Below are 18202 nucleotides of genomic sequence, written 5' to 3'. Positions count from 1 at the left end.
ATGGGGCTGCGTTGGAGAATTTAGGGGTGGTGAAGCATGAGGGCATGTTTGTGACGACGACGGAAACCCTTCCGCAGAACCACGCCACGACCCTTCAGCGTCTGGATCAATCCATCCAACGCGTGGTCCTCGATCGGCAGGACCCGATCAGCGGCCTGCTCCCCGCCAGCACCGCTCACACCATCCATGGCAACTACGGCGATGCCTGGGTGCGGGACTGCGTCTATTCGGTGCAGTGCGTTTGGGGCCTGGCCCTGGCCTACCGCCGTCAGCAGGGGAAGAACAGCCTGCGCGCCTGGGAGCTGGAGCAGCGGGTGGTGGCCCTCATGCGCGGCCTGATGCGCTCGATGATGCGGCAGGCCGAGAAGGTGGAGCGCTTCAAAGAGAGCCTTAACCCCCTCGACGCCCTTCACGCCAAATACGACAGCTGCACCGGCGAGCCGGTGGTGGCTGACGACGCCTGGGGGCATCTCCAACTCGATGCCACCTCCCTGTTTCTGCTGCAGCTGGCGCAGTTGACCAAGGGCGACTGCGCGGTGGTGCAGAGCCGTGATGAAGTGGATTTCCTCCAGAACCTGGTGCACTACATCGCCAGGGCCTACCGCACCCCCGACTACGGGATCTGGGAACGGGGCGACAAAGGCAACCATGGTTTACCGGAGCGCAATGCCAGCTCCATCGGCATGGCCAAAGCCGCCCTGGAGGCCCTGGATGGGCTTGACCTCTACGGCCCCCATGGCGACGGCAGCTGCATCCTGCTGATTCCCCAGGGGGCCATCGTGCGCCTCCGTCGCGCCCTGCAAGGGCTCCTGCCGCGGGAATCCGCCAGCAAGGAAGCAGACAGTGCCTGCCTCTCAGTGATTGGTTATCCCGCCTGGGCGGTGGAGGATGCCGCCCTGGTGGAGCGCACAGGCCGGCGGATTCGACGGGAACTCGGCGGGGCCTACGGCTACAAACGCTTCCTCCGGGATGGTCACCAGACGGCGGTGGAAGACGTCAACCGTCTGCATTACGAACCGGAGGAGCTCGCCGCCTTTGAAGGAATCGAGTCGGAGTGGCCGTTGTTTCTGGCCTTCGAACTGGTGACCGCATGCTGCGAAAGACGCTGGGAGGAGGCCCGGCGCCTTCACAGCCAGCTCAAGACCCTGGCCGTTGAACAGGACGGGGAACGTCTCTACCCCGAGCTCTATCAGGTCCCGGCCAGTGCCGTCGATCAGGAACGGCTCAATCCAGGCAGCCAAGAGCGGGTGGCCAACACCAACCTGCCGCTGATCTGGACCCAGAGCCTGGTGTGGCTTGGGGAAATGCTGCTGGACGATCTGATCCGTCCCGAGGACATTGACCCCTGTGGACGCAGGGAGCCGCAGTCGCTCGGCGCCGACAGTGTTCTTGTGGCGATGGCTGCGGAGACGGATGACGTGCGCCAGGCACTGCTGGCTGCAGAGGTGCCGATCGACCCAACCTCAATGATTTCCGTGCAGTCGTCCGACGAGCTGAAGCAACGGTTGAAAGCCGCCGGCACCAATCCACGGCTTGAGCTCACCGGGCGCCCCGGGCACCGGGTGGAAACCGAGGACACGGCTCGGGTCTACCGCCAGGACGGCGCCATCAGTGTGTTCACCCCGTCCGTGCTGGAAGACGTCAGCAGCTATCTGGCCGATGACCCGGAGGAGCTGGTGGAAACCGTTGTGGACGAGCTGCATCTGCTGCAACGGCACTGGCGCGGCATTGGATGTCCCCTTCTGGTGATCCCCATTCGCGACGCAGCCCTCCTGCAGCACCGCGATGTCATCCTCAAACTGGCCCGGCAACTCGGCAGCGGCGTCATTGAAAGCATCCCCGTCCGCTTGGGCTGCCTCAGTGAACTGGTGGATCAGGCGCAGGAGGTGCAGCTGCCGCCGCTCCAACAGAAACCGGTTCCATGCTCCGAGCCAGCCAAACCGCTTCTGCGCGACGCCACCGATCTGCGGGATCTGACCGCCGCAGAGGAGCAGGAGCTGGATGACACACCGATCGAACAATTGAGCCAGCGCCTCTGGAACAGTGCTCTGCTGCATGAACAGGCGGAAGTGCTCGAGTTGCTGCAACGGCGTCTTGGCCCCCAGGGGATTCAACGCAGCCCCGAGGGCCATCCCGTGGCCCTGCGCACCCTGCTTGAGGAGGTCTATCAACGGGGCTTGCGTTGTGAAGACTGGAATGTGGTGCGGCGCTGTGCTGGTGCCATGGGGATGGTGCATCCCCAACTCGAAGATGCCCTCACCGATCTGCTCGTGCGCCAGAAACAGGTGGTGGTGGGGCGCAACTACACCGGCGACTCCCGGCTGCTTCAGCCGATGGACAGTGCCGCCATCGCCGAGCGGATTGAAACCACCAGCGGAATCGACGGCCGTGAACGCATGCTCGAACAGGAACTCCTGCTCGCCCTCGACAGCGTGGCGCGGCGGGAGCCCGCGCTGCTGAAGGGGAGCCTCACCCTGCAGCTGGGGCAGCTGCTGCTGCTGCTCACATCAGAACTGGCCGTGGAGAAAATACTGAGTCAGGACGAAGCTTTTGAAGCCCTCTGCAGCGAAGCACCCCACGCGATTCGCAAGCGCTTGCGCGCCGTGCTCGCCGATGTGGACCATGCCAGAGCAGCCCTGCAACGCGGCGAACAGCTGCACGTGAGCGGCCGGGTGCAGTGGTCAGTGCCTGACCCGTTGGAGGAAACACCGGGGGGGGGTGACTGGCTTCAACACCGCATCCGCCTGGGATCCTTCCAGAAAGTTCCCCGCGATTTCTATGCCGGGATCTGGTCGCTGCTGCAGCACTGCCGCGGCCTGGTGATTGGCGACAAGCTGGAACGACGCAATCGCCTCAACAGCAACCTCATTCTCGAGAAAACACCTGGGGAGCGCAATTTCGCCGCCCAGGTCGACCATTTGCTCAGTCGGATCAAGGCACCTGAATACCGACAACTCTGCAGCGAATGCCTGCTTTCGCTGATGGCCTTCGTCGAAGCCAATCCAGAGGTGCGCTTCGAGGATGACCTGGCCCTCGACGTGGTGATCGGTCATGCCGTCCGGGTGGGCTGGCAGCAGAGCCATCCCTCTCTGCGTCCAGAGAACTACCCGCAACACAAGGCCCAGGCCTGGGGGCAGTTTTATCGGTCCTCACCCGGTGACTGCCGCCGCTGGCAGGTCACGGCGTTGCGGGAACTGGCCGAACAGCAGGGGCTGGTGTAATCCCAGTGAAAGCCCTCAGATCGGTGCGCACAGGGGCGCCCCCGTATCCGGGTGTTCAACGGCCTGCTCGATCAGGTCTGCCAGCTTGAGAGCCCGCGAAGCCTGAAGACCATCCACCGCAGGGGTCTCCCGGCCGCGAACGCACTGCAGAAAGTGCTCGAGCTCGGCATAGAGCGGTTCGATCGAGGTGGTGCTCACCTCCTCGATGAAGCCGTCATTCCGATACAGCAGCTCGCCGTGATCAGCTGAATACCACTCGTGGGCCCGGCGATGAACATGCAGGGTGTGGTTGAGGAAGTCCGTCTCCACCAGGCTCGAACGGCAATGGGCACTGAGGCTGCGGATTTTGCGGTGGCTCATCTTGCTCGCCGTCAGGCTGGCCACAACACCGTTCTCGAAACCCAACGTGGCGTTGACGTAATCGATCGGGCCTTCGGCACTGCGACCGCCGGCAGCGGCAAGCCGCACCACCGGTGCCTTCGCCAGCTCCAGCACGAGGTCGATGTCATGGATCATCAGATCCAGCACCACGGAGACGTCATTGGCCCGATCGGAGTGGGGGCTGTGGCGACGCGCCTCAAGAACCACCACCTCCTCGTTGGCCACCACCTTGGTGAGCTCACGGAAGGCAGGGTTGAACCGCTCGATATGGCCCACCTGCAGCAGACACCCCGCCCCTGAAGCGGCCTCAATCAGTGCGGTGGCTTCGTCCTGACTGGCCGCAATCGGCTTTTCAATCAAAACGTGCACACCCGAACGCAGGCAGGCCAGACCGACGGGATGATGCAGCAGCGTGGGAACCGCGATGCAGACGGCCTCCACCTCCGAGAGCATGGCGTTGTAATCGGCGAACCAGCGGCAGCCGAATTGCTCGGTGGCGAGCTTGCCGCGCTCAGCATCCGGGTCCGCGACGCCCACCAGATCGGCATCCCGCAGAAGGCTGAGCACCCGCGCGTGGTGCCAGCCCATGTTGCCGATGCCGATCACCCCGACCTTGACAGGGACCATGGGGTCGGGAGACATCAGCGCAGGCGGTCGATTGGGAGAAGACTATCGGCCTTCAGTCGGAATCTTCCTCTGAGCTGGGGAGAACAAGCCGGACCCGCTCGATCCGCGGCCCTGCCATGGCTGTGATCTCGAACTGAAGGCCGTTGAAATGAAGCCCTTCCCCCGCGGACGGAATGTGCTGGAGCCGCTCCAGCAGGAAGCCCGCCAGGGTGTGATGGTCATCGGCCTCGGGCAGATCGAGATCGAGCTGTCGGTTGAGCTCGAAAATCTCCAGATCTCCGGCCACCAGCCAGGCACCGAGGCAGTCCTCCTCTTCGAGCAGATCCGGTTCGTCGGTCTCGGCGGGATCCTCATCACCAACGATTTCTCCGGTGAGGTCCGCAGCGGTCACCAGACCCTCGGTTCCACCGTGTTCATCCACCACCAGCAGGAGCGGCTGACCGCTGCGGATCATCGGCAGCAGTTCCGCCAGCGTGCAGGTCTCCAGCACGGGCACCGCAGGCTGGAGATACGGCTCGAGCAACGAATCGGCCTGGAGCTCACCCCGTGCGATCGGTTCGGCCATCTGACGCAGATCCAGCACGCCGCGCACGTCATCCAACGACTGGCCGATCACCGGAAAGCGGGCATGACGGGTGTGGTGCACGGCCTCCATCATTTCCGCAAAACGGACCGTGGCCGGCAGAGTGACCATCCCAGAGCGCGGCACCATCACCTCCCGCACCTGGGTGTCCCGCAGGGCGAAGACACCTTCGAGGATGTTCTTCTCATCCGGGAACAAGCCCGTGACCCGTCCAGATTCCACAAGGGTTTCCAGCTCACCAGCGGAAAGGGCTGGCACCAGCACATCCCATTGGGGAGCCAGGCCAAGCAGGCGCATCAACAGGCCCGCCAGCGCCTCAAGCAGATTGAGCAGTGGGGCCAGGCAGCGCATCACCACCTCCAGCAGCGGCACCAGGCGAAGCGCCGAAGATTCCGGACGGTTCAACACCCAGGCCTTGGGCAGCAAACCAGCCACCAGCGTAGCCAGCAACACGATGCTGAGGAACAAGGCTGTGTCGCGCCAAGCGACACCCACAGACCCATCCGACCAGAGCCGCCCCCCCAGACCACGGCCAGCCCAGCCAAGGGCCACCAGAGCAAGGGTTGCACCCAATTGAGACACCAGCAGAGCGCGCCGCAGGCGTCGCTGAAGACGCTGGATGGAACGGGCCCCGGCCTGCTCTTCCTCAACGAGCACTTCAACGCGACTGGGGCGCAGCCGCAGCAGGGCCACCTCTGCAGCCGCGAAGAAGGCCGGCAGAACCAGCAGAACAGCCAGCAGAAGAAGCCGCATCAACAGGGGGGAATGGGGGTCGCGAGGATCGAACTCGCCTTAGGCGAATTATGAGTTCGCTGCATTCACCAGATTGCTAGACCCCCATGTGGAGAGTGTTACCACAGGGGAGTCACGCCGGGGAAGTGATCGTAGAGGGCCCATCCGGCACGGCTTCGATGGCCTCGGTGGCCGCCAGGCTGCCGTTGAAACCGCTCGAGATGTCCAGGGTTCGCATCGGCAGCGGCGGACTCTGTTCCTCCAGCAGAGCTCCCGTGATGTTCTGAAGTGCAGACCCATCCCAGATCAGCGTCTGGTCGGGGAAGCCGAATCCCATGAACCGGTTCCCCTCGATGCCGCCAACCGCGATCCCCAGAACATCGGTCAATTGATGCAGGGGGTCCACCCCCCGGGCCATGGGCGAGGTCCAGGAGTAGAAGCGACGGTTGACCAGCTCACTGGTGGTCTCCGTGGGGTGGCACACCGTGACGTCGACGGGAGCACCACCACTGCCGGGAACAGGCGCCTCAACACTGGTGGTGCAGACCAACGGACCCGCCAACACCGACGGGCCGGCGAGCAGGAGCAGGCTCGAGCCAAAGAACGACCGCAGCAGCACCGGATGAATCAGCTCTAAGCGCAAACTAAGAACATCTGCGAAGCGCGGCCAGCCCCATGTCTGAATCGTCGAGTGTCCCGACTGAGCGGGAGCAACTGCTGAACCGTCTGGCCACGCTGGCCTACCGACGCGGAGACTTCACCCTGGCTTCAGGCCGCAAGAGCGAGCACTACGTGAACTGCAAACCCGTGAGCCTGAGCGGTTCCGGCCTAGCGCTGATCAGCCGGGCGATGCTCACCCACGTGGAGGCCGATGCGCTGGCCGTGGCTGGTCTCACCCTCGGAGCAGACCCACTGGTGAGCGGTGTTGCCATGGCCGCCGCCGATCGAGGTCGGGAGCTTGATGCGCTGATCGTGCGCAAGGAAGCCAAAGGCCACGGCACCGGTGCCTGGCTGGAGGGTCCGCTCCCTGCCCCCGGGGCACGCATCACCGTTCTGGAAGACGTTGTCACCACAGGAGGCTCATCCCTCAAGGCGGTTCGGCAGCTGCGCGACGCCGGCTACAAGGTGGAGCGGGTCGTCACCATCGTCGACCGGGAAGAAGGGGGTGACGCTGCGATGACGGCTGAAAATCTTGAACTGATCAGCCTTTTCAAGCTGTCTGAAATCGCCGCCTTCACGCCGGCATGAGCAAGTTGTTTTGGAACGCCCAGGTTCCCTGGCTGCGCTTGAACGGCAGCGGAGCACGCCAGTTTCTTCAGGGGCAGACCAGTGCTGACCTCAACGCACTCCAATCCGGGGATCTGCTTCAGACCTGCTGGCTGACCGCAACGGGACGCTTGCGGGCCGTGCTGGAACTTCGTTTCGATGCGGAGGGGGCCGATGTGATCGTTCTGGCGGGAGAGGCCTCTGCGGTTCACGCTGGATTTGATCAGGTGATCTTTCCAGCCGATCGGGTTCGCCTCCAACCCCTGGGCCAGTTGCGCCGACTGCAGTGGCTCGAGCCCATGGCTGCAGCCGTGTGGTGCGATCCGGATGCGGCCCTGCCGGAGCCCTGGGCATCAGGGGAAGCAGCCACCGCGACGGCTCTGGAGCAATGGCGACTGCAAACCGGATTCCCCCCGGGACCCGGTGAACTCAATGGCGAGACCAACCCCCTGGAGCTTGGGCTTGTCGCGCAGGTCAGCACAGAGAAAGGCTGCTACCTCGGCCAGGAGACCATGGCCAAACTCATCGGCCAGGCAGGGGTGAAGCAACAGCTGCGCTGTTGGAGCTGCCCCAGTCCGCTGGCGGCCGCCGCCAAGCTCACGCTGGATGGCGAGCGAGCCGGGGTGATCACCAGTGCGCTCGAACGCGATGGCACTTGGCTTGGGCTGGCCCTGGTGCGCCGCCAGTGCCTGGCCAGTCCAACGCTGGAAGGTCCCAACGGAGAACAGCTCCAGATCCGTCAACCTGAGGCGTTTCAGGATCCCGACGCCTGATCCTGTTCAAGCAACCAGTCGGCTACGGCCCAGGTGGCCAGGCAGTCGTCGCGGTTGTAATCGAAGATCCAGCGCAGCCCGTGCCTGGTGCCGCGTCGATCGGGCCCCTCCCCCTGCCACTGCCGCCACCAGAGCAGGGCCCTGGCCCCATCCACACCGGCCTGACTCCATTGGAACCCCTGCCAAACAGCCACGGCCTTGAGGCCATAACTGGCCAGGGGTAGGCGCCAGTGATGTCTGACCCGGGCATGCACATCCACCAACCGCTGACGAAGCTGCAGCACCTCGGCCTCTGCAGCACCCTGGCGCTCAGCCATACGCCTTAAGGCCAGGCTTTCTGTCTCCCCGTAGTGGAGGATCGGCCAACCCCGATAGCGATTCAGCAACCGTTGCAAACGCAGCCAGCAACGGGCTTCACCATGCTCCGCCAGGGCCAGGATCGGGTGATATGCCACAGATGCCAGATCCCAGTATCCGCTTTTGGTTCTGGGCAACACCAGAAAACCGTGCAGGAAGTCGTGACGGGCGTCGGGATCGGATTCGATGTCGTAGAGCAGCACACCAGGACAGTCCTGCAGTTCCGGCAGTGCCGCTGAGGCATCCAAACGCTCCACCCGTCCATCCCGCTGCGCCCGGGCCTGAGCCACCAGGGATGCGGCCACCTCACCATGCTGATCCCCAAAACGTTGCAGCTGCTCGGCGAGCTGCAAAGGATCAGCCGCGGCCAGATCGGACAAGCCGCGAATCCCAAGCTCCAGCAACATCTCGCGCCGCTTGGCGCCGATGCCGCTGACCTCGCTCAGATGCCCTTCCTCCGCCGCCACGGCATTGCAGGCGACACGCCAGCTGCAAAGTGAGCACTTGCGCCGGTCAGCGGCCAGCGGAGGAGGAACCGGGCGCTCGAGGTCAGAGCGCAGTTTGCGCAGCCCCTCCGACAGCTGTCGGCACAGACCACTGGAGAGATGCAGCCGCTCCTGTTCCAGGCGCCGGCCACCACCGCCGAGCACCAGCATCGACGGAACGTCCCCCTGCTGATGCTGCTCAAGCAACAGGGCCATCAGCGCCAGCGGCAGCTGATGTTCCCGGGTGGTGCGGCGGCCCTGACGGGCCAGCACCGGTTGATAGGCGAAGTCACCCCAGCGGCTCTTCCCCTTGACCCGCCGCAGCAGTGGAGGGTGTGCCTCCAACGGCTCACCGGATGGGCCAAGCCCCTTCAGGCGCAGACCCACCACGGCCTCGGCTCCGGCAGCACAGGCAGCGATGCCATGGCCAGGCTTGCGGGGGAGCAAGGCCACAAAACAGCGTTGCTGGTCGTCCAGCAGGAGATTGCGATGGGCCGTCCAACGCCGCTCGGCAGGATTCCCGTGGCGATCGAGCCAGGCCTTGCGACGGCAACGCAGCCAACTGCGCAGCAACCGGTCGGTGAGAGCGTTGTCGGCAGCCGGGGTGTCACCCATCCGCCGACCCTACGGCTGCCAGCTGCTAGATCCACTGAAGTGCAGGCTGTGCCATGGCATCGGCTCCCCTCCCTCTGAGTCCAGCTCCGATCAAGTTCGGCACCGATGGCTGGCGCGGGATCACCGGCGTCGACATCACGGTTGAGCGGTTGTTGCCCGTTGCTGCTGCCGCGGCTCAGGAGCTCGCCCATCGCGCCCCCGAAGGTCTCAACAGCCGAACGGTGGTGATCGGTTACGACCGGCGCTTTCTGGCTCCAGAACTGGCGGAAGCCATCGCAGCCGCTGTGCGGGGTTGTGAACTGGAACCCCTGCTCACCGACACCGCTGTGCCCACGCCGGCCTGCAGCTGGGCCGTGGTGGAGCGCAAAGCCCTGGGAGCGTTGGTGATCACCGCCAGTCACAACCCACCGGAATGGCTGGGGCTGAAGATCAAAGGCCCCTTTGGTGGATCGGTCGAGGGAAACTTCACGGCCGCAGTCGAACGACGTCTGGCGGCCGGCGGCATCACGGCACCGATCAAGGCGGAAGTCCCCCGGTTTGATGGGCGCGGCGAGCATCTGGAAGGGCTGCGCCGCAAGTTGGACCTGAAGGCCCTGGTTGATGGCCTCAAGGCCATCAACCTCAAGGTGATCGTCGATCCGATGCATGGATCAGCCGCCGGCTGTGTGACGGAGCTGCTCGGCCCTGAAGCCGCTGGCGTTGTGGAAGAGATCCGCAGCGACCGTGATCCCTTGTTTGGCGGTCATCCACCGGAACCCCTGGCGCCCTACCTCGGGGGGTTGATCGCGGCCGTTAAAGCCTCAACGGCCGCCGGAACTCCTGCGGTGGGATTGGTGTTCGACGGCGATGGTGACCGCATCGCTGCCGTGGATGAAACCGGCCGGTTCTGCAGCACCCAGCTGCTGATGCCCCTGTTGATCGATCACCTGGCCCGAGCCCGCCAGCTGCCGGGCGCCGTGGTCAAAACCGTGAGCGGCTCGGATCTGATGCGGCTGGTGGCGGAGGCCCAGGGACGCAAGGTTCTGGAGCTCGCGGTGGGCTTCAAGTACATCGCCGCAGAGATGCTGGCCGGGGATGTGCTGATCGGCGGAGAGGAATCCGGTGGCGTGGGCTTCGGCATGCACCTGCCCGAGCGGGACGCCCTGTTCGCGGCGATGCTGGTGCTGGAAGCCCTGGTGGAAGGAAAGCAACCCCTGGGTGCGCGTCTGGATGCACTCCAGCAACAACATGGAGGCAGCAGTCACTACGACCGACTCGACCTGTGCCTGGCCGACATGGAGGCACGCCGACGGCTCGAGACGCTGCTGGACCAGAGCACGCCCTCGACCGTCGCCGGCGCAGACGTGCTGGAAGTGATCAGCACCGACGGGATCAAACTGAGGATGGGGCCGAACCACTGGCTGATGCTGCGCTTCTCCGGCACGGAACCGCTGCTGCGGCTCTACTGCGAAGGGCCGGATGCCGAGCGGGTGAACGAGGTGCTCGCCTGGGCCCGACAGTTTGCGGAGGCCGCATGAAGACCCTTGTGATCGCCAGCGGCAACGCCGGCAAGATTCGTGAATTCCAGGGTCTGCTGCAGGCCCTGCCCGTCAGCGTGCAACCCCAGCCAGAAGGCTTGGAGGTGGAGGAGACGGGCACCACCTTTGCCGCCAATGCCCGGCTCAAAGCTCAAGCGGTTGCCGCCGCCACAGGGGAATGGGCCCTGGCCGACGATTCAGGCCTCAGCGTTGATGCGCTTGATGGCGCTCCGGGTGTTCATTCCGCCCGCTACGCCCCCACCGACCCGAAACGCATTGCCCGGCTGCTGAAGGCCCTGAACGGCTCAGACCAACGCCAGGCCTATTTCTGCGCCGCGCTCTGTGTCGCCGCCCCAGACGGCACGATCCTGCTGGAGGTGGAAGGCCGCTGCGACGGCTTGATCACGGCCGCACCCCGGGGAGATCAGGGTTTCGGCTACGACCCGATCTTCGAAGTTGCTGGAACCAGCCGCACCTTCGCTGAGATGCCGTTGGCGGAGAAAAAGCAGCACGGCCACCGCGGCAAAGCCTTCAGCCTCCTGGAACCCAAGTTGCGCCAGTTGATCGAAGCAAGCTGAAGAAGAACCACGGATACAAAGGCTCTCGGGGCATGGTCTGTACGGTGAGGCCTGCCGCTGACGAGGTCCATGGCCATCGCCATGACCACGGGTTACAGCGCGCAGACCGAGGGCGCTCTTCTGTGCATCGAAGCCGCCTCGGACTGGGCCCTGACTTGTGTGAATCAACTGGCTGTTGCTGACAGCCATGTCCTGATCGATTACGGAGCTGCCGATGGTGGAACCGCCGTTGGGCTCTGGAACCAGGTGCTGGATCGCCTGCATGCCAACCAGCCGAAGGCCCACCTGACGTTGATCGGCAACGACCTGCCGAGCAACGACAACCTTGCTTTGGCCAACAACCTGGCCCTGCAGATCCCCCGGGATCCGAAACCAACGGTGCTGGTGAGTGCCCGCAGCTTCTACGAGCCCTCCGTGGCGCCGAACTCGGTGAGCTTCGGTTTTTCCGCCACGGCAATGCACTGGCTGAGCGCCTCCCCCGGCCCCCTGAACAGCCACACCCATGTGTTGGCGTCCGGTGATGCCGACGCGCTTCAGCGCTTCACCGCCCAGGCGATGAAGGACTGGAACCACATCCTCGAGCTGCGCAGCCGCGAACTGAAGCTGGGCGGCCGCCTGCTGACGGTGAATCTCTCCCGTGATGAAGCAGGGCTCTATCTCGGCCACAACGGCGGCGAAACCCGCAACGTGCACGACCAGCTGCACCAGATCTGGCGGGGCATGGCCGAGGAAGGCCTGATCAGCCAGGAGCAGTACCAACAAGGCACAGTTCTCAACTTCTACAAGTCCCCCGAGGAGTTCATGGCTCCGCTGAAGGACGAGAGCAGCGCCGCCTACCGCAACGGCCTGCGGCTGGTGGACGAGCGCACCGTTTACGTGAAGTGCCCTTACCGACGCCGCTGGAACGAGAACGGTGACACGGCGACTTTCGCCGCCGGATTGATGGCGACGATCCGCAGCTGGAGCCGCCACAGCTTCGCCAGTGCTGCCGGCGACACCGCAGCAGACACGGTGTTCGAGCGGCTGCAGCAGCGCATCGCCGAAGCCCCCAGCGAATGGAGCCTCGACTACGTCGAGCACCACCAGATGATGGAGAAGGTGGCCTGATGAGCAGCGGCAAGAAAACAGCGCCGACCGTGTCGGTGCTGGCGGAACACGTCTCCGACCACCTCTCGGTGTTCGTGGTGGCGGAAGACACCGATGCCAAGCGCCCCGCCAACGGAGGCCTGCGGGTGCTCAATTACCCGAGCGATGAGGCCTGCATCGCAGACGGCCAGCGGCTGGCGGGGTTGATGACCCACAAGCACGATCTTTACGGCACCGGTTTCGCCGGCGGCAAGATCGTTGCCCGGGCCGCTGAGCCCGATGCCGTCAAGGATGAGCTGATCAGCGTCACCGCCGAGCTGCTGGAGTCGCTTGACGGCGCGATGATCACCGGCTGCGATCTCAACACCAGCCTGGAGGACATGGAGCGTCTGACGGCGCTCACCCCCCATGTGCTGGCGGCGGTCGGCAGCCCTGTGGACGCCAGTGCCGCCACCGCCCACGGCACCCTCGGCGCTGTGGAGGCCGTTTTGGACAAGGACCTCAACGACGCCCGCCCAGGCCGGGCCCTCGTGCACGGCTGCGGTGCCGTTGGCGGCACCGTTGCCCGCCATCTCGTCGAGCACGGTTGGACCGTGTTCACCGTGGATCTGGACCGCGAGAAAGCCAGTTTTCCCGGCGCAACGCCGCTGCCGGAGAGCTGTGCTTGGTGGGAACTGAACCTCGACCTGCTGCTGCCCTGCTCGATCTCCGGATTGATCAACGCCGAAATGGCGACGGCGCTGAAAACCCCCGCCGTGGTGCCTGCCGCCAATGCCCCCTTCCTGCAACCCCAACTGGCGGATGACCTGCGTCGCCGCGGTGTGCGGGTGCTGCCGGACCCCCTGGTGAATGCAGGAGCTGTGATCGCCGACTCAATCGAGCGGTTCTCCCCCGACGCCTGGAAAGACGCTGGTGCCAAGGACGTCTATACCTTCGTTCGCGATGAGGTGCGCCGACGGGCCAGCGAGTATCTGAATCAGCGCGAACAGGGCCTGTCTGTGGGTGCAGCCCTTGAGGAGGTGGCTGCAACACCCTCCACCGAGCCCATCGGCCTCAGCTTTGGAGAAATCGAATGAGCACACCAGCGTCCCTGCCCAGGCGGGCAGCCGTCGTGATTGTTGGCGGCGGCATGGCCGGCCTCAGCTGCGCTGCATCCCTGGCCCGTCGCGGCGTGCGCGATGTGGTGCTGCTGGAAGCTCAGACCCTGGCCCACGCCAAAGCCAGCAGCTATGGCGAAACCCGGATGTTCCGGGAGATGTATTCCGACCCGGTGCTCTGCCGTCTCGCCCAGGAGGCCAACCGCCTCTGGCGCGAGGAAGAAAACCACGCCGGTCAGCAACTGCGGGAGACCCACGGCCTGCTCTTCTACGGCGAAAGCTGGGATGAAGAGACGATCGAGGGGTCGATCCCCGGGGCCCGACGGGTCATGGACTATCAGGGCATCCCCTATCAGGCCCTCAACGCCGACCAGATCGCGGCCCGTTTTCCGCTGAAGCCGAAGCCGGGCTTCACCGGACTGTTCGAGCCCACCGCCGGCGCCGTGCGCAGCGACAGGGTCGTGGCCCACTGGATCAACACCACCCGCAAGGCCGGCCATCAGCTGATCGAGCACTGCCCCGTGGCGGGCCTCGATGCCGATGGCGGTGGCGTCACCCTGGAGAGCGGCGAACACATCGCCGCCGGACAGCTGGTGGTGGCCTGTGGGATCTGGAGCCAGCTGTTGCTGGCTCCTCTTGGCCTCTCACCCAAACTGGAGGTGTGGCCGATGCTCTGGGCCCATTACACCGTCGACCCGGCACTGGCCGATCGCTACCCCCAGTGGTTCTGCTTCCAGCAGGAACGCGGCGATGACGGTGGCCTCTACTACGGATTCCCCGTCCTCAGCCAAACGGCGGATGGCCGCCCCCGGATCAAGGCGGGCATCGACTGGGCTCCGAAGGAGCTGCGCGTCGCCGAACCCAACGCCATGGTGACCGAGCCACCCGCTCGCCTGGTGGAGCTGCTCGACACCTTCCTGTTCAACGAACTGGAGGGTGTGCAGGAGCGGGTGGAGACCGTGATCAGCCCTTACTCCATGGCCAGCGACGTGAACTTCGTGCTGGACCGGCTCACCCCGAAGCTGAGCCTGTTCGCAGGAGGCTCCGGCCAGGCCTTCAAGTTCGCCCCCCTGATCGGTGATTCCCTGGCACGCCTCGCCAGTGAAGAACAACCAGCGGTGGATCTCTCCTGCTGGAGCCACCAACGCGCCGCCGTCCGCGCCTGAACCCTCACCCCTCATCCGATGTCTGACACCCCCGCGAACCAGCGCTCCTGGTGGCGCCAGCCCCCCCTCTGGGTGGGGGCTGCTCCCCTGCTGATCTTTCTGCTGGTGTCGGCCATCGACCTGGCGCTGGCCAAGCAATTCACCGACAACGGCAAAGCCGTGATCAGTGATGCCCTCGGCGGGGTTTGGCAATGGATGGTGATGCTGCTGTTTCTGATCGCGCTGATCCTGGCCATCAGCCCAGTCGGCAAACTCCGGCTTGGAGGCGCGGAGAGCAAGCCCAGTCTCAAATTCTTCGACTGGTGCGCAGTGCTGATCTGCACCCTGCTGGCGGGGGGTGGTGTGTTCTGGTCGGCAGCCGAACCGCTCTACCACTTCCAGACCCCATCACCGGTGTTTGCGGGGGTCGAGGGCAGCACAGCCGCAGCGGTGGATCCCGCCCTGGCGGTGAGTTTTCTGCACTGGGGCTTCCTCGCCTGGGCCCTGGTGGCCACAACCACCACGATCACCTTCTCGATCCTGGAGCGACGCGGTGAACCCCTGCGTCCCCGCGCGCTGCTGGTGAACATCGTGCCGCGCAGCTGGGTGGATGGTCCGCTCGGTCACCTGGCGGATGGATTGTCTGTGGTGGCGGCGATCGCCGGCACGGTTGGCCCCTTGGGTTTCCTCTCGCTGCAGCTCAGCAATGCCGCAGGGCAACTGCCCTGGCTCAGCGACAGTGCCGGCCTGCAATCCCTGGTGGTGGTGCTGCTGACCGCCGTCTTCGCGACCTCCACCGTCAGCGGCATTCAGAAGGGCATCAAGTGGCTGTCGGAACTCAATGTGTGGCTCACCCTGGCCATGGCGGCGGGCCTGCTGCTTTTGGGCCCGGGCCTCTGGCTGATGCAGCACTTCTTCAGCGGCTTCATCACATACCTGATCCACCTGCCTCAGATGGCCCTCACTCCCAATGCCGTGCCGGCGAACTGGGTGAACGGCTGGACGGTGTTCTACTGGGGCTGGTTCCTCGGCTATGCGCCCTTGATGGGGCTGTTCACCGCCGGCGTCAGCCGCGGCCGCAGCATCCGTGAGCTGGTGCTGGCGGTGGCCATCTTCTGCCCGATCGTGACCAACCTTTGGTTCACCCTGCTGGGGGGCACCGGATTGCATCTCGAATTGGCGGGGGGCGGCATCAGCGAAGCCCTGGCCCAGAACGGAGCCGCCGCGGCCCTGCTCACCATCCTCAGCCAACTCCCCCTGGCCGGTCTGCTGATTCCGGTCGGCCTGGTGCTGGTGGTGCTGTTCATGTGCACCAGCGCCGACTCAATGAGTTACGCCGCGGCCATGGTGGTGAGCGGCCGCAACGAGCCCCCTGCTCTGCTGCGCCTGTTCTGGGCCTTGATGATCGGCAGCCTCACCTTGGTGCTGCTGCGAATCGGCTCGGGACTGGGGGACAGCACCTCCATCGATGCCCTGCAAGCCTTCATCGTGATCACCGCGGTGCCGGTGACTCCCTTGGTGCTGGCCACCCTCTGGAGCGCGCCAAGGCTGGCCTGGAGGGAAGCCAAGCGCGAAGGACTCAGCTAATCAGCTGATGGGTGCCCAGCTCCCGTGCAGGCCATGGGGAACGGCCAACGGCAGCTCAAACACCGCCACCTCCGACAGATCACGGGCGTTGAGGATCACCAGATCGGATGCGGCCCGGGCCCCGTTCCACACCAGATCGAGCACCCAGCCGTCGTCCTCTGCCTCAGCACCGGGACGACGCACCATCAACGGCTCACTCACAAAGCCCCTGGGCGCCGCACTCCAGGTGTGGGTCTCCCCGGAATCCAGATCAAGTTTCTGGATGGCCTGCAACGGATCGTTGCCCCTCTCCCGCTCCGCCACCGCCATCCAGGCGAAGCGGGCGCTGAGGCCCTGACGCTTGGGATTGACCATAGCGAACTCACAGGTGCGCTCGCTGATCCGCTCGGTCTGCACCGATTCCCGACTGAGGTCGAGGCGACAACGGTGCAGGATTCCCTCCGGCACCGTGTCGAAATTCACCTCAGCGAAATCCTCATCAGGTCCGATGGACGGGAAATCGTCGTAGACGATGCTCTCCACCACGACGTGATCGCCATCCTCAAAGGCATTGAGGTGATGGAAGACGAAACCGTCGGGAGCTTCGAGAATGCGGGGCTTCTGACCGGCGAAGCGGCCGGAATCGCGGGGGATCAGCCAGAAGCGCCCCTTGCCGCCGGGTTGAGATGCCAAGCACTGGGCCGCACCCTTTTCGCCGGTCACAAACGGCAAGGGATTAAAGGCGATGGCGTTCTGGAGGAACACCGCCCAGTTGGGGGTGATGGCGAAATCGTGGAGGAAGGCGAAGCCGGGGAAGCTGTCGGAACGGTCGTGCAGCAAGGTGCCGGCGTCCGGGCCATCGGTGGCGAACTCCATCAGACGGATGGTGCTGCGGGGCCCGGTCTTAACCCCGAAGGTGACCATGCGGGGCCGTCCGTTGTGGCCGGGGTCGAAGCGGGGGTGAGCACTGAAAGCCTCGCCCTTTTTCAAGACACCATCGAGGCGCGACAGGCCGCGGGTCTCCAGGCTGCGGGGATCGAGCGCATGGGGTTCCGCCGCCTCCCAGAGGGCCAACAGCTGATCACCCAGACGCACCACATTGGTGTTGGCGATGTTCTTCAAGCGCAGGTCAAAGGCATTGGCCAGCCGACCACCCGGCTTCTGACTGCCGAACACGCCGCGGTAGAGCACCTTGCCGGCCTTCTCCTCCGCCAGCCAACCCTCAGTACGCACAAAACGGTTGCTGAGGCAGACGCTGCCGTTCTCAAACCGCATCGCCGCAATCATGCCGTCGCCGTCGAAGGGGTGATGCACCCGATGCCCATCCCGCTCAAGCCGCCCGGGGCCATTGCGATAAAAGGTGCCCTGAAGCTCCGTCGGAACCGTTCCACGCACCGGGGTCAGCGCCACATCGGTGAGTTCCTGCTCAACGTTCACAAAGGAACTGGCCCAGTCGCTGCGGTCGTAGCTGCGGGCGGGGGCGACGGTCACGGGCGAACGATCAACGTCCGCCCATCCTCTCGTAACGGACTGTGAAGCGCGGAGCTGCGCTCAGCTGGCGCCGGCCTGCTCCAGCACCCCTTTGCTGCTGGGGATGGCGCCGGCCCGGCGTGGATCCACCTCCGTGGCCATGCGCAGGGCCCGGGCAAAGGCCTTGAAGCAGGCTTCAACGATGTGGTGGGAGTTGGCCCCATCCAGCTGACGGATGTGGAGGGTCAGCCCGCTGTTGTTGACCACCGCCACGAAGAACTCCTTCACCAGCTCGGTGTCGTACGTGCCGATCTTCTGGCTGGGAATCTCGAGGCTGTAGCTGAGATGGGGGCGACCGGAACAATCCAGGGCCACCTGCACCAGGGCCTCATCCAGCGGTGCCACGAAGTGACCGAAGCGATGAATTCCGCGCCGGTCCCCCAGGGCCTGGGCCAGGGCCTGCCCCACGGCAATGCCCACGTCCTCATTGGTGTGGTGATCGTCGATGTGGGTGTCTCCCACCGCATTGATTTCCAGATCGATTAGGCCGTGGCTACTGATCTGATGAAGCATGTGGTCGAGAAACGGCACACCAGTACTGGCCTGGCACTGGCCGGAGCCGTCCAGATCCAGCCGCACCTTCACATCGGTTTCACCGGTGACCCGATGGATCGTTCCCTGACGTGCCATCACCCGAGCTTCA

15 protein-coding genes and 1 tRNA gene are annotated in these 18202 nt (G+C 64.8%); 9 read left to right on the top strand and 7 right to left on the bottom strand.

Annotation, left to right across the window (positions count from 1 at the left end):
• The first annotated feature begins 44 nt into the window (after positions 1-44).
• Positions 45-3221 carry a glycoside hydrolase family 15 protein gene (locus SynM161_RS01110; protein WP_186541739.1) on the top strand — a complete coding sequence of 1059 codons (3177 nt, stop codon included), beginning with the start codon at positions 45-47 and terminating at the stop codon, positions 3219-3221.
• Positions 3222-3236: 15 nt separating this feature from the next.
• Here SynM161_RS01110 and SynM161_RS01105 read toward each other — a convergent pair whose 3' ends face one another.
• The 4 genes from SynM161_RS01105 to SynM161_RS01090 all read right to left on the bottom strand — a co-directional run bounded on the left by SynM161_RS01105 (position 3237) and on the right by SynM161_RS01090 (position 6163).
• Positions 3237-4244 (bottom strand): Gfo/Idh/MocA family protein, encoded by a 1008-nt coding sequence (locus SynM161_RS01105; RefSeq protein ID WP_186541738.1) that lies wholly within the window; start codon positions 4242-4244, stop codon positions 3237-3239.
• A gap of 37 nt (positions 4245-4281) precedes the next feature.
• Complete coding sequence (locus SynM161_RS01100) at positions 4282-5565, bottom strand: hemolysin family protein (RefSeq protein ID WP_186541737.1); 1284 nt, start codon at positions 5563-5565, stop codon at positions 4282-4284.
• A gap of 13 nt (positions 5566-5578) precedes the next feature.
• A tRNA-Ile gene (locus tag SynM161_RS01095) sits at positions 5579-5651 on the bottom strand.
• A 26-nt stretch (positions 5652-5677) separates the two neighbouring features.
• On the bottom strand, positions 5678-6163 hold the full coding sequence (locus tag SynM161_RS01090) for a hypothetical protein (protein ID WP_186541736.1): 486 nt from the start codon (positions 6161-6163) through the stop codon (positions 5678-5680).
• Positions 6164-6219: 56 nt separating this feature from the next.
• Here SynM161_RS01090 and pyrE point away from each other — a divergent pair, with 56 nt between their 5' ends.
• Both pyrE and SynM161_RS01080 read left to right on the top strand, forming a co-directional pair.
• Positions 6220-6792 (top strand): orotate phosphoribosyltransferase, encoded by a 573-nt coding sequence (pyrE, locus tag SynM161_RS01085; RefSeq protein WP_115081541.1) that lies wholly within the window; start codon positions 6220-6222, stop codon positions 6790-6792.
• Complete coding sequence (locus SynM161_RS01080; protein ID WP_186541735.1) at positions 6789-7583, top strand: glycine cleavage T-protein; 795 nt, start codon at positions 6789-6791, stop codon at positions 7581-7583. Before pyrE ends, SynM161_RS01080 begins: the two co-directional genes overlap by 4 nt.
• Here SynM161_RS01080 and SynM161_RS01075 read toward each other — a convergent pair.
• Positions 7565-9040: a TM0106 family RecB-like putative nuclease gene (locus tag SynM161_RS01075; RefSeq protein ID WP_186541734.1), complete on the bottom strand. Its 1476-nt coding sequence runs from the start codon at positions 9038-9040 to the stop codon at positions 7565-7567. The genes SynM161_RS01080 and SynM161_RS01075 overlap by 19 nt on opposite strands.
• Before the next feature lie 53 nt (positions 9041-9093).
• Between SynM161_RS01075 and SynM161_RS01070 the strand changes: the two genes are divergently transcribed.
• The 6 genes from SynM161_RS01070 (at position 9094) to SynM161_RS01045 (ending at position 16050) form a co-directional block, all read left to right on the top strand.
• On the top strand, positions 9094-10557 hold the full coding sequence (locus SynM161_RS01070) for a phosphoglucomutase/phosphomannomutase family protein (RefSeq protein ID WP_186541733.1): 1464 nt from the start codon (positions 9094-9096) through the stop codon (positions 10555-10557).
• Positions 10554-11135, top strand: a complete 582-nt coding sequence (rdgB, locus tag SynM161_RS01065; RefSeq protein ID WP_186541732.1) for an RdgB/HAM1 family non-canonical purine NTP pyrophosphatase — start codon at positions 10554-10556, stop codon at positions 11133-11135. Before SynM161_RS01070 ends, rdgB begins: the two co-directional genes overlap by 4 nt.
• A 69-nt stretch (positions 11136-11204) precedes the next feature.
• Positions 11205-12242 carry an SAM-dependent methyltransferase gene (locus tag SynM161_RS01060; RefSeq protein ID WP_186541731.1) on the top strand — a complete coding sequence of 346 codons (1038 nt, stop codon included), beginning with the start codon at positions 11205-11207 and terminating at the stop codon, positions 12240-12242.
• Positions 12242-13297 (top strand): Glu/Leu/Phe/Val dehydrogenase dimerization domain-containing protein, encoded by a 1056-nt coding sequence (locus SynM161_RS01055; protein ID WP_186541730.1) that lies wholly within the window; start codon positions 12242-12244, stop codon positions 13295-13297. Before SynM161_RS01060 ends, SynM161_RS01055 begins: the two co-directional genes overlap by 1 nt.
• Positions 13294-14484, top strand: a complete 1191-nt coding sequence (locus SynM161_RS01050; RefSeq protein WP_186541729.1) for an FAD-dependent oxidoreductase — start codon at positions 13294-13296, stop codon at positions 14482-14484. Before SynM161_RS01055 ends, SynM161_RS01050 begins: the two co-directional genes overlap by 4 nt.
• A gap of 18 nt (positions 14485-14502) precedes the next feature.
• On the top strand, positions 14503-16050 hold the full coding sequence (locus SynM161_RS01045) for a BCCT family transporter (RefSeq protein WP_186541728.1): 1548 nt from the start codon (positions 14503-14505) through the stop codon (positions 16048-16050).
• Here SynM161_RS01045 and SynM161_RS01040 read toward each other — a convergent pair whose 3' ends face one another.
• Together SynM161_RS01040 and hisB are read right to left on the bottom strand one after the other, a co-directional pair.
• Positions 16051-17520 (bottom strand): carotenoid oxygenase family protein, encoded by a 1470-nt coding sequence (locus SynM161_RS01040; RefSeq protein WP_186541727.1) that lies wholly within the window; start codon positions 17518-17520, stop codon positions 16051-16053. It abuts the gene before it with no gap.
• A gap of 60 nt (positions 17521-17580) precedes the next feature.
• Positions 17581-18189 (bottom strand): imidazoleglycerol-phosphate dehydratase HisB, encoded by a 609-nt coding sequence (gene hisB, locus SynM161_RS01035; protein ID WP_186541726.1) that lies wholly within the window; start codon positions 18187-18189, stop codon positions 17581-17583.
• Between the last annotated feature and the right edge of the window lie 13 nt (positions 18190-18202).

The sequence above is a fragment of the Synechococcus sp. M16.1 genome (assembly GCF_014279895.1).
Classification (GTDB): domain Bacteria; phylum Cyanobacteriota; class Cyanobacteriia; order PCC-6307; family Cyanobiaceae; genus Parasynechococcus.
Note: the sequence above shows the minus strand (reverse complement) of the source record. Positions and strands in the feature narration are given on the sequence as shown.

What these genes read in the sequence shown, in the direction of transcription:
- SynM161_RS01110 (WP_186541739.1), top strand. Translation starts at nt 45, where the DNA reads ATGTTTGTGACGACGACGGAAACCCTTCCGCAGAACCACGCCACGACC.
- SynM161_RS01105 (WP_186541738.1), bottom strand. Translation starts at nt 4,244, where the DNA reads ATGTCTCCCGACCCCATGGTCCCTGTCAAGGTCGGGGTGATCGGCATC.
- SynM161_RS01100 (WP_186541737.1), bottom strand. Translation starts at nt 5,565, where the DNA reads ATGCGGCTTCTTCTGCTGGCTGTTCTGCTGGTTCTGCCGGCCTTCTTC.
- pyrE (WP_115081541.1), top strand. Translation starts at nt 6,220, where the DNA reads ATGTCTGAATCGTCGAGTGTCCCGACTGAGCGGGAGCAACTGCTGAAC.
- SynM161_RS01080 (WP_186541735.1), top strand. Translation starts at nt 6,789, where the DNA reads ATGAGCAAGTTGTTTTGGAACGCCCAGGTTCCCTGGCTGCGCTTGAAC.
- SynM161_RS01075 (WP_186541734.1), bottom strand. Translation starts at nt 9,040, where the DNA reads ATGGGTGACACCCCGGCTGCCGACAACGCTCTCACCGACCGGTTGCTG.
- SynM161_RS01070 (WP_186541733.1), top strand. Translation starts at nt 9,094, where the DNA reads ATGGCATCGGCTCCCCTCCCTCTGAGTCCAGCTCCGATCAAGTTCGGC.
- rdgB (WP_186541732.1), top strand. Translation starts at nt 10,554, where the DNA reads ATGAAGACCCTTGTGATCGCCAGCGGCAACGCCGGCAAGATTCGTGAA.
- SynM161_RS01060 (WP_186541731.1), top strand. Translation starts at nt 11,205, where the DNA reads ATGGCCATCGCCATGACCACGGGTTACAGCGCGCAGACCGAGGGCGCT.
- SynM161_RS01055 (WP_186541730.1), top strand. Translation starts at nt 12,242, where the DNA reads ATGAGCAGCGGCAAGAAAACAGCGCCGACCGTGTCGGTGCTGGCGGAA.
- SynM161_RS01050 (WP_186541729.1), top strand. Translation starts at nt 13,294, where the DNA reads ATGAGCACACCAGCGTCCCTGCCCAGGCGGGCAGCCGTCGTGATTGTT.
- SynM161_RS01045 (WP_186541728.1), top strand. Translation starts at nt 14,503, where the DNA reads ATGTCTGACACCCCCGCGAACCAGCGCTCCTGGTGGCGCCAGCCCCCC.
- hisB (WP_186541726.1), bottom strand. Translation starts at nt 18,189, where the DNA reads ATGGCACGTCAGGGAACGATCCATCGGGTCACCGGTGAAACCGATGTG.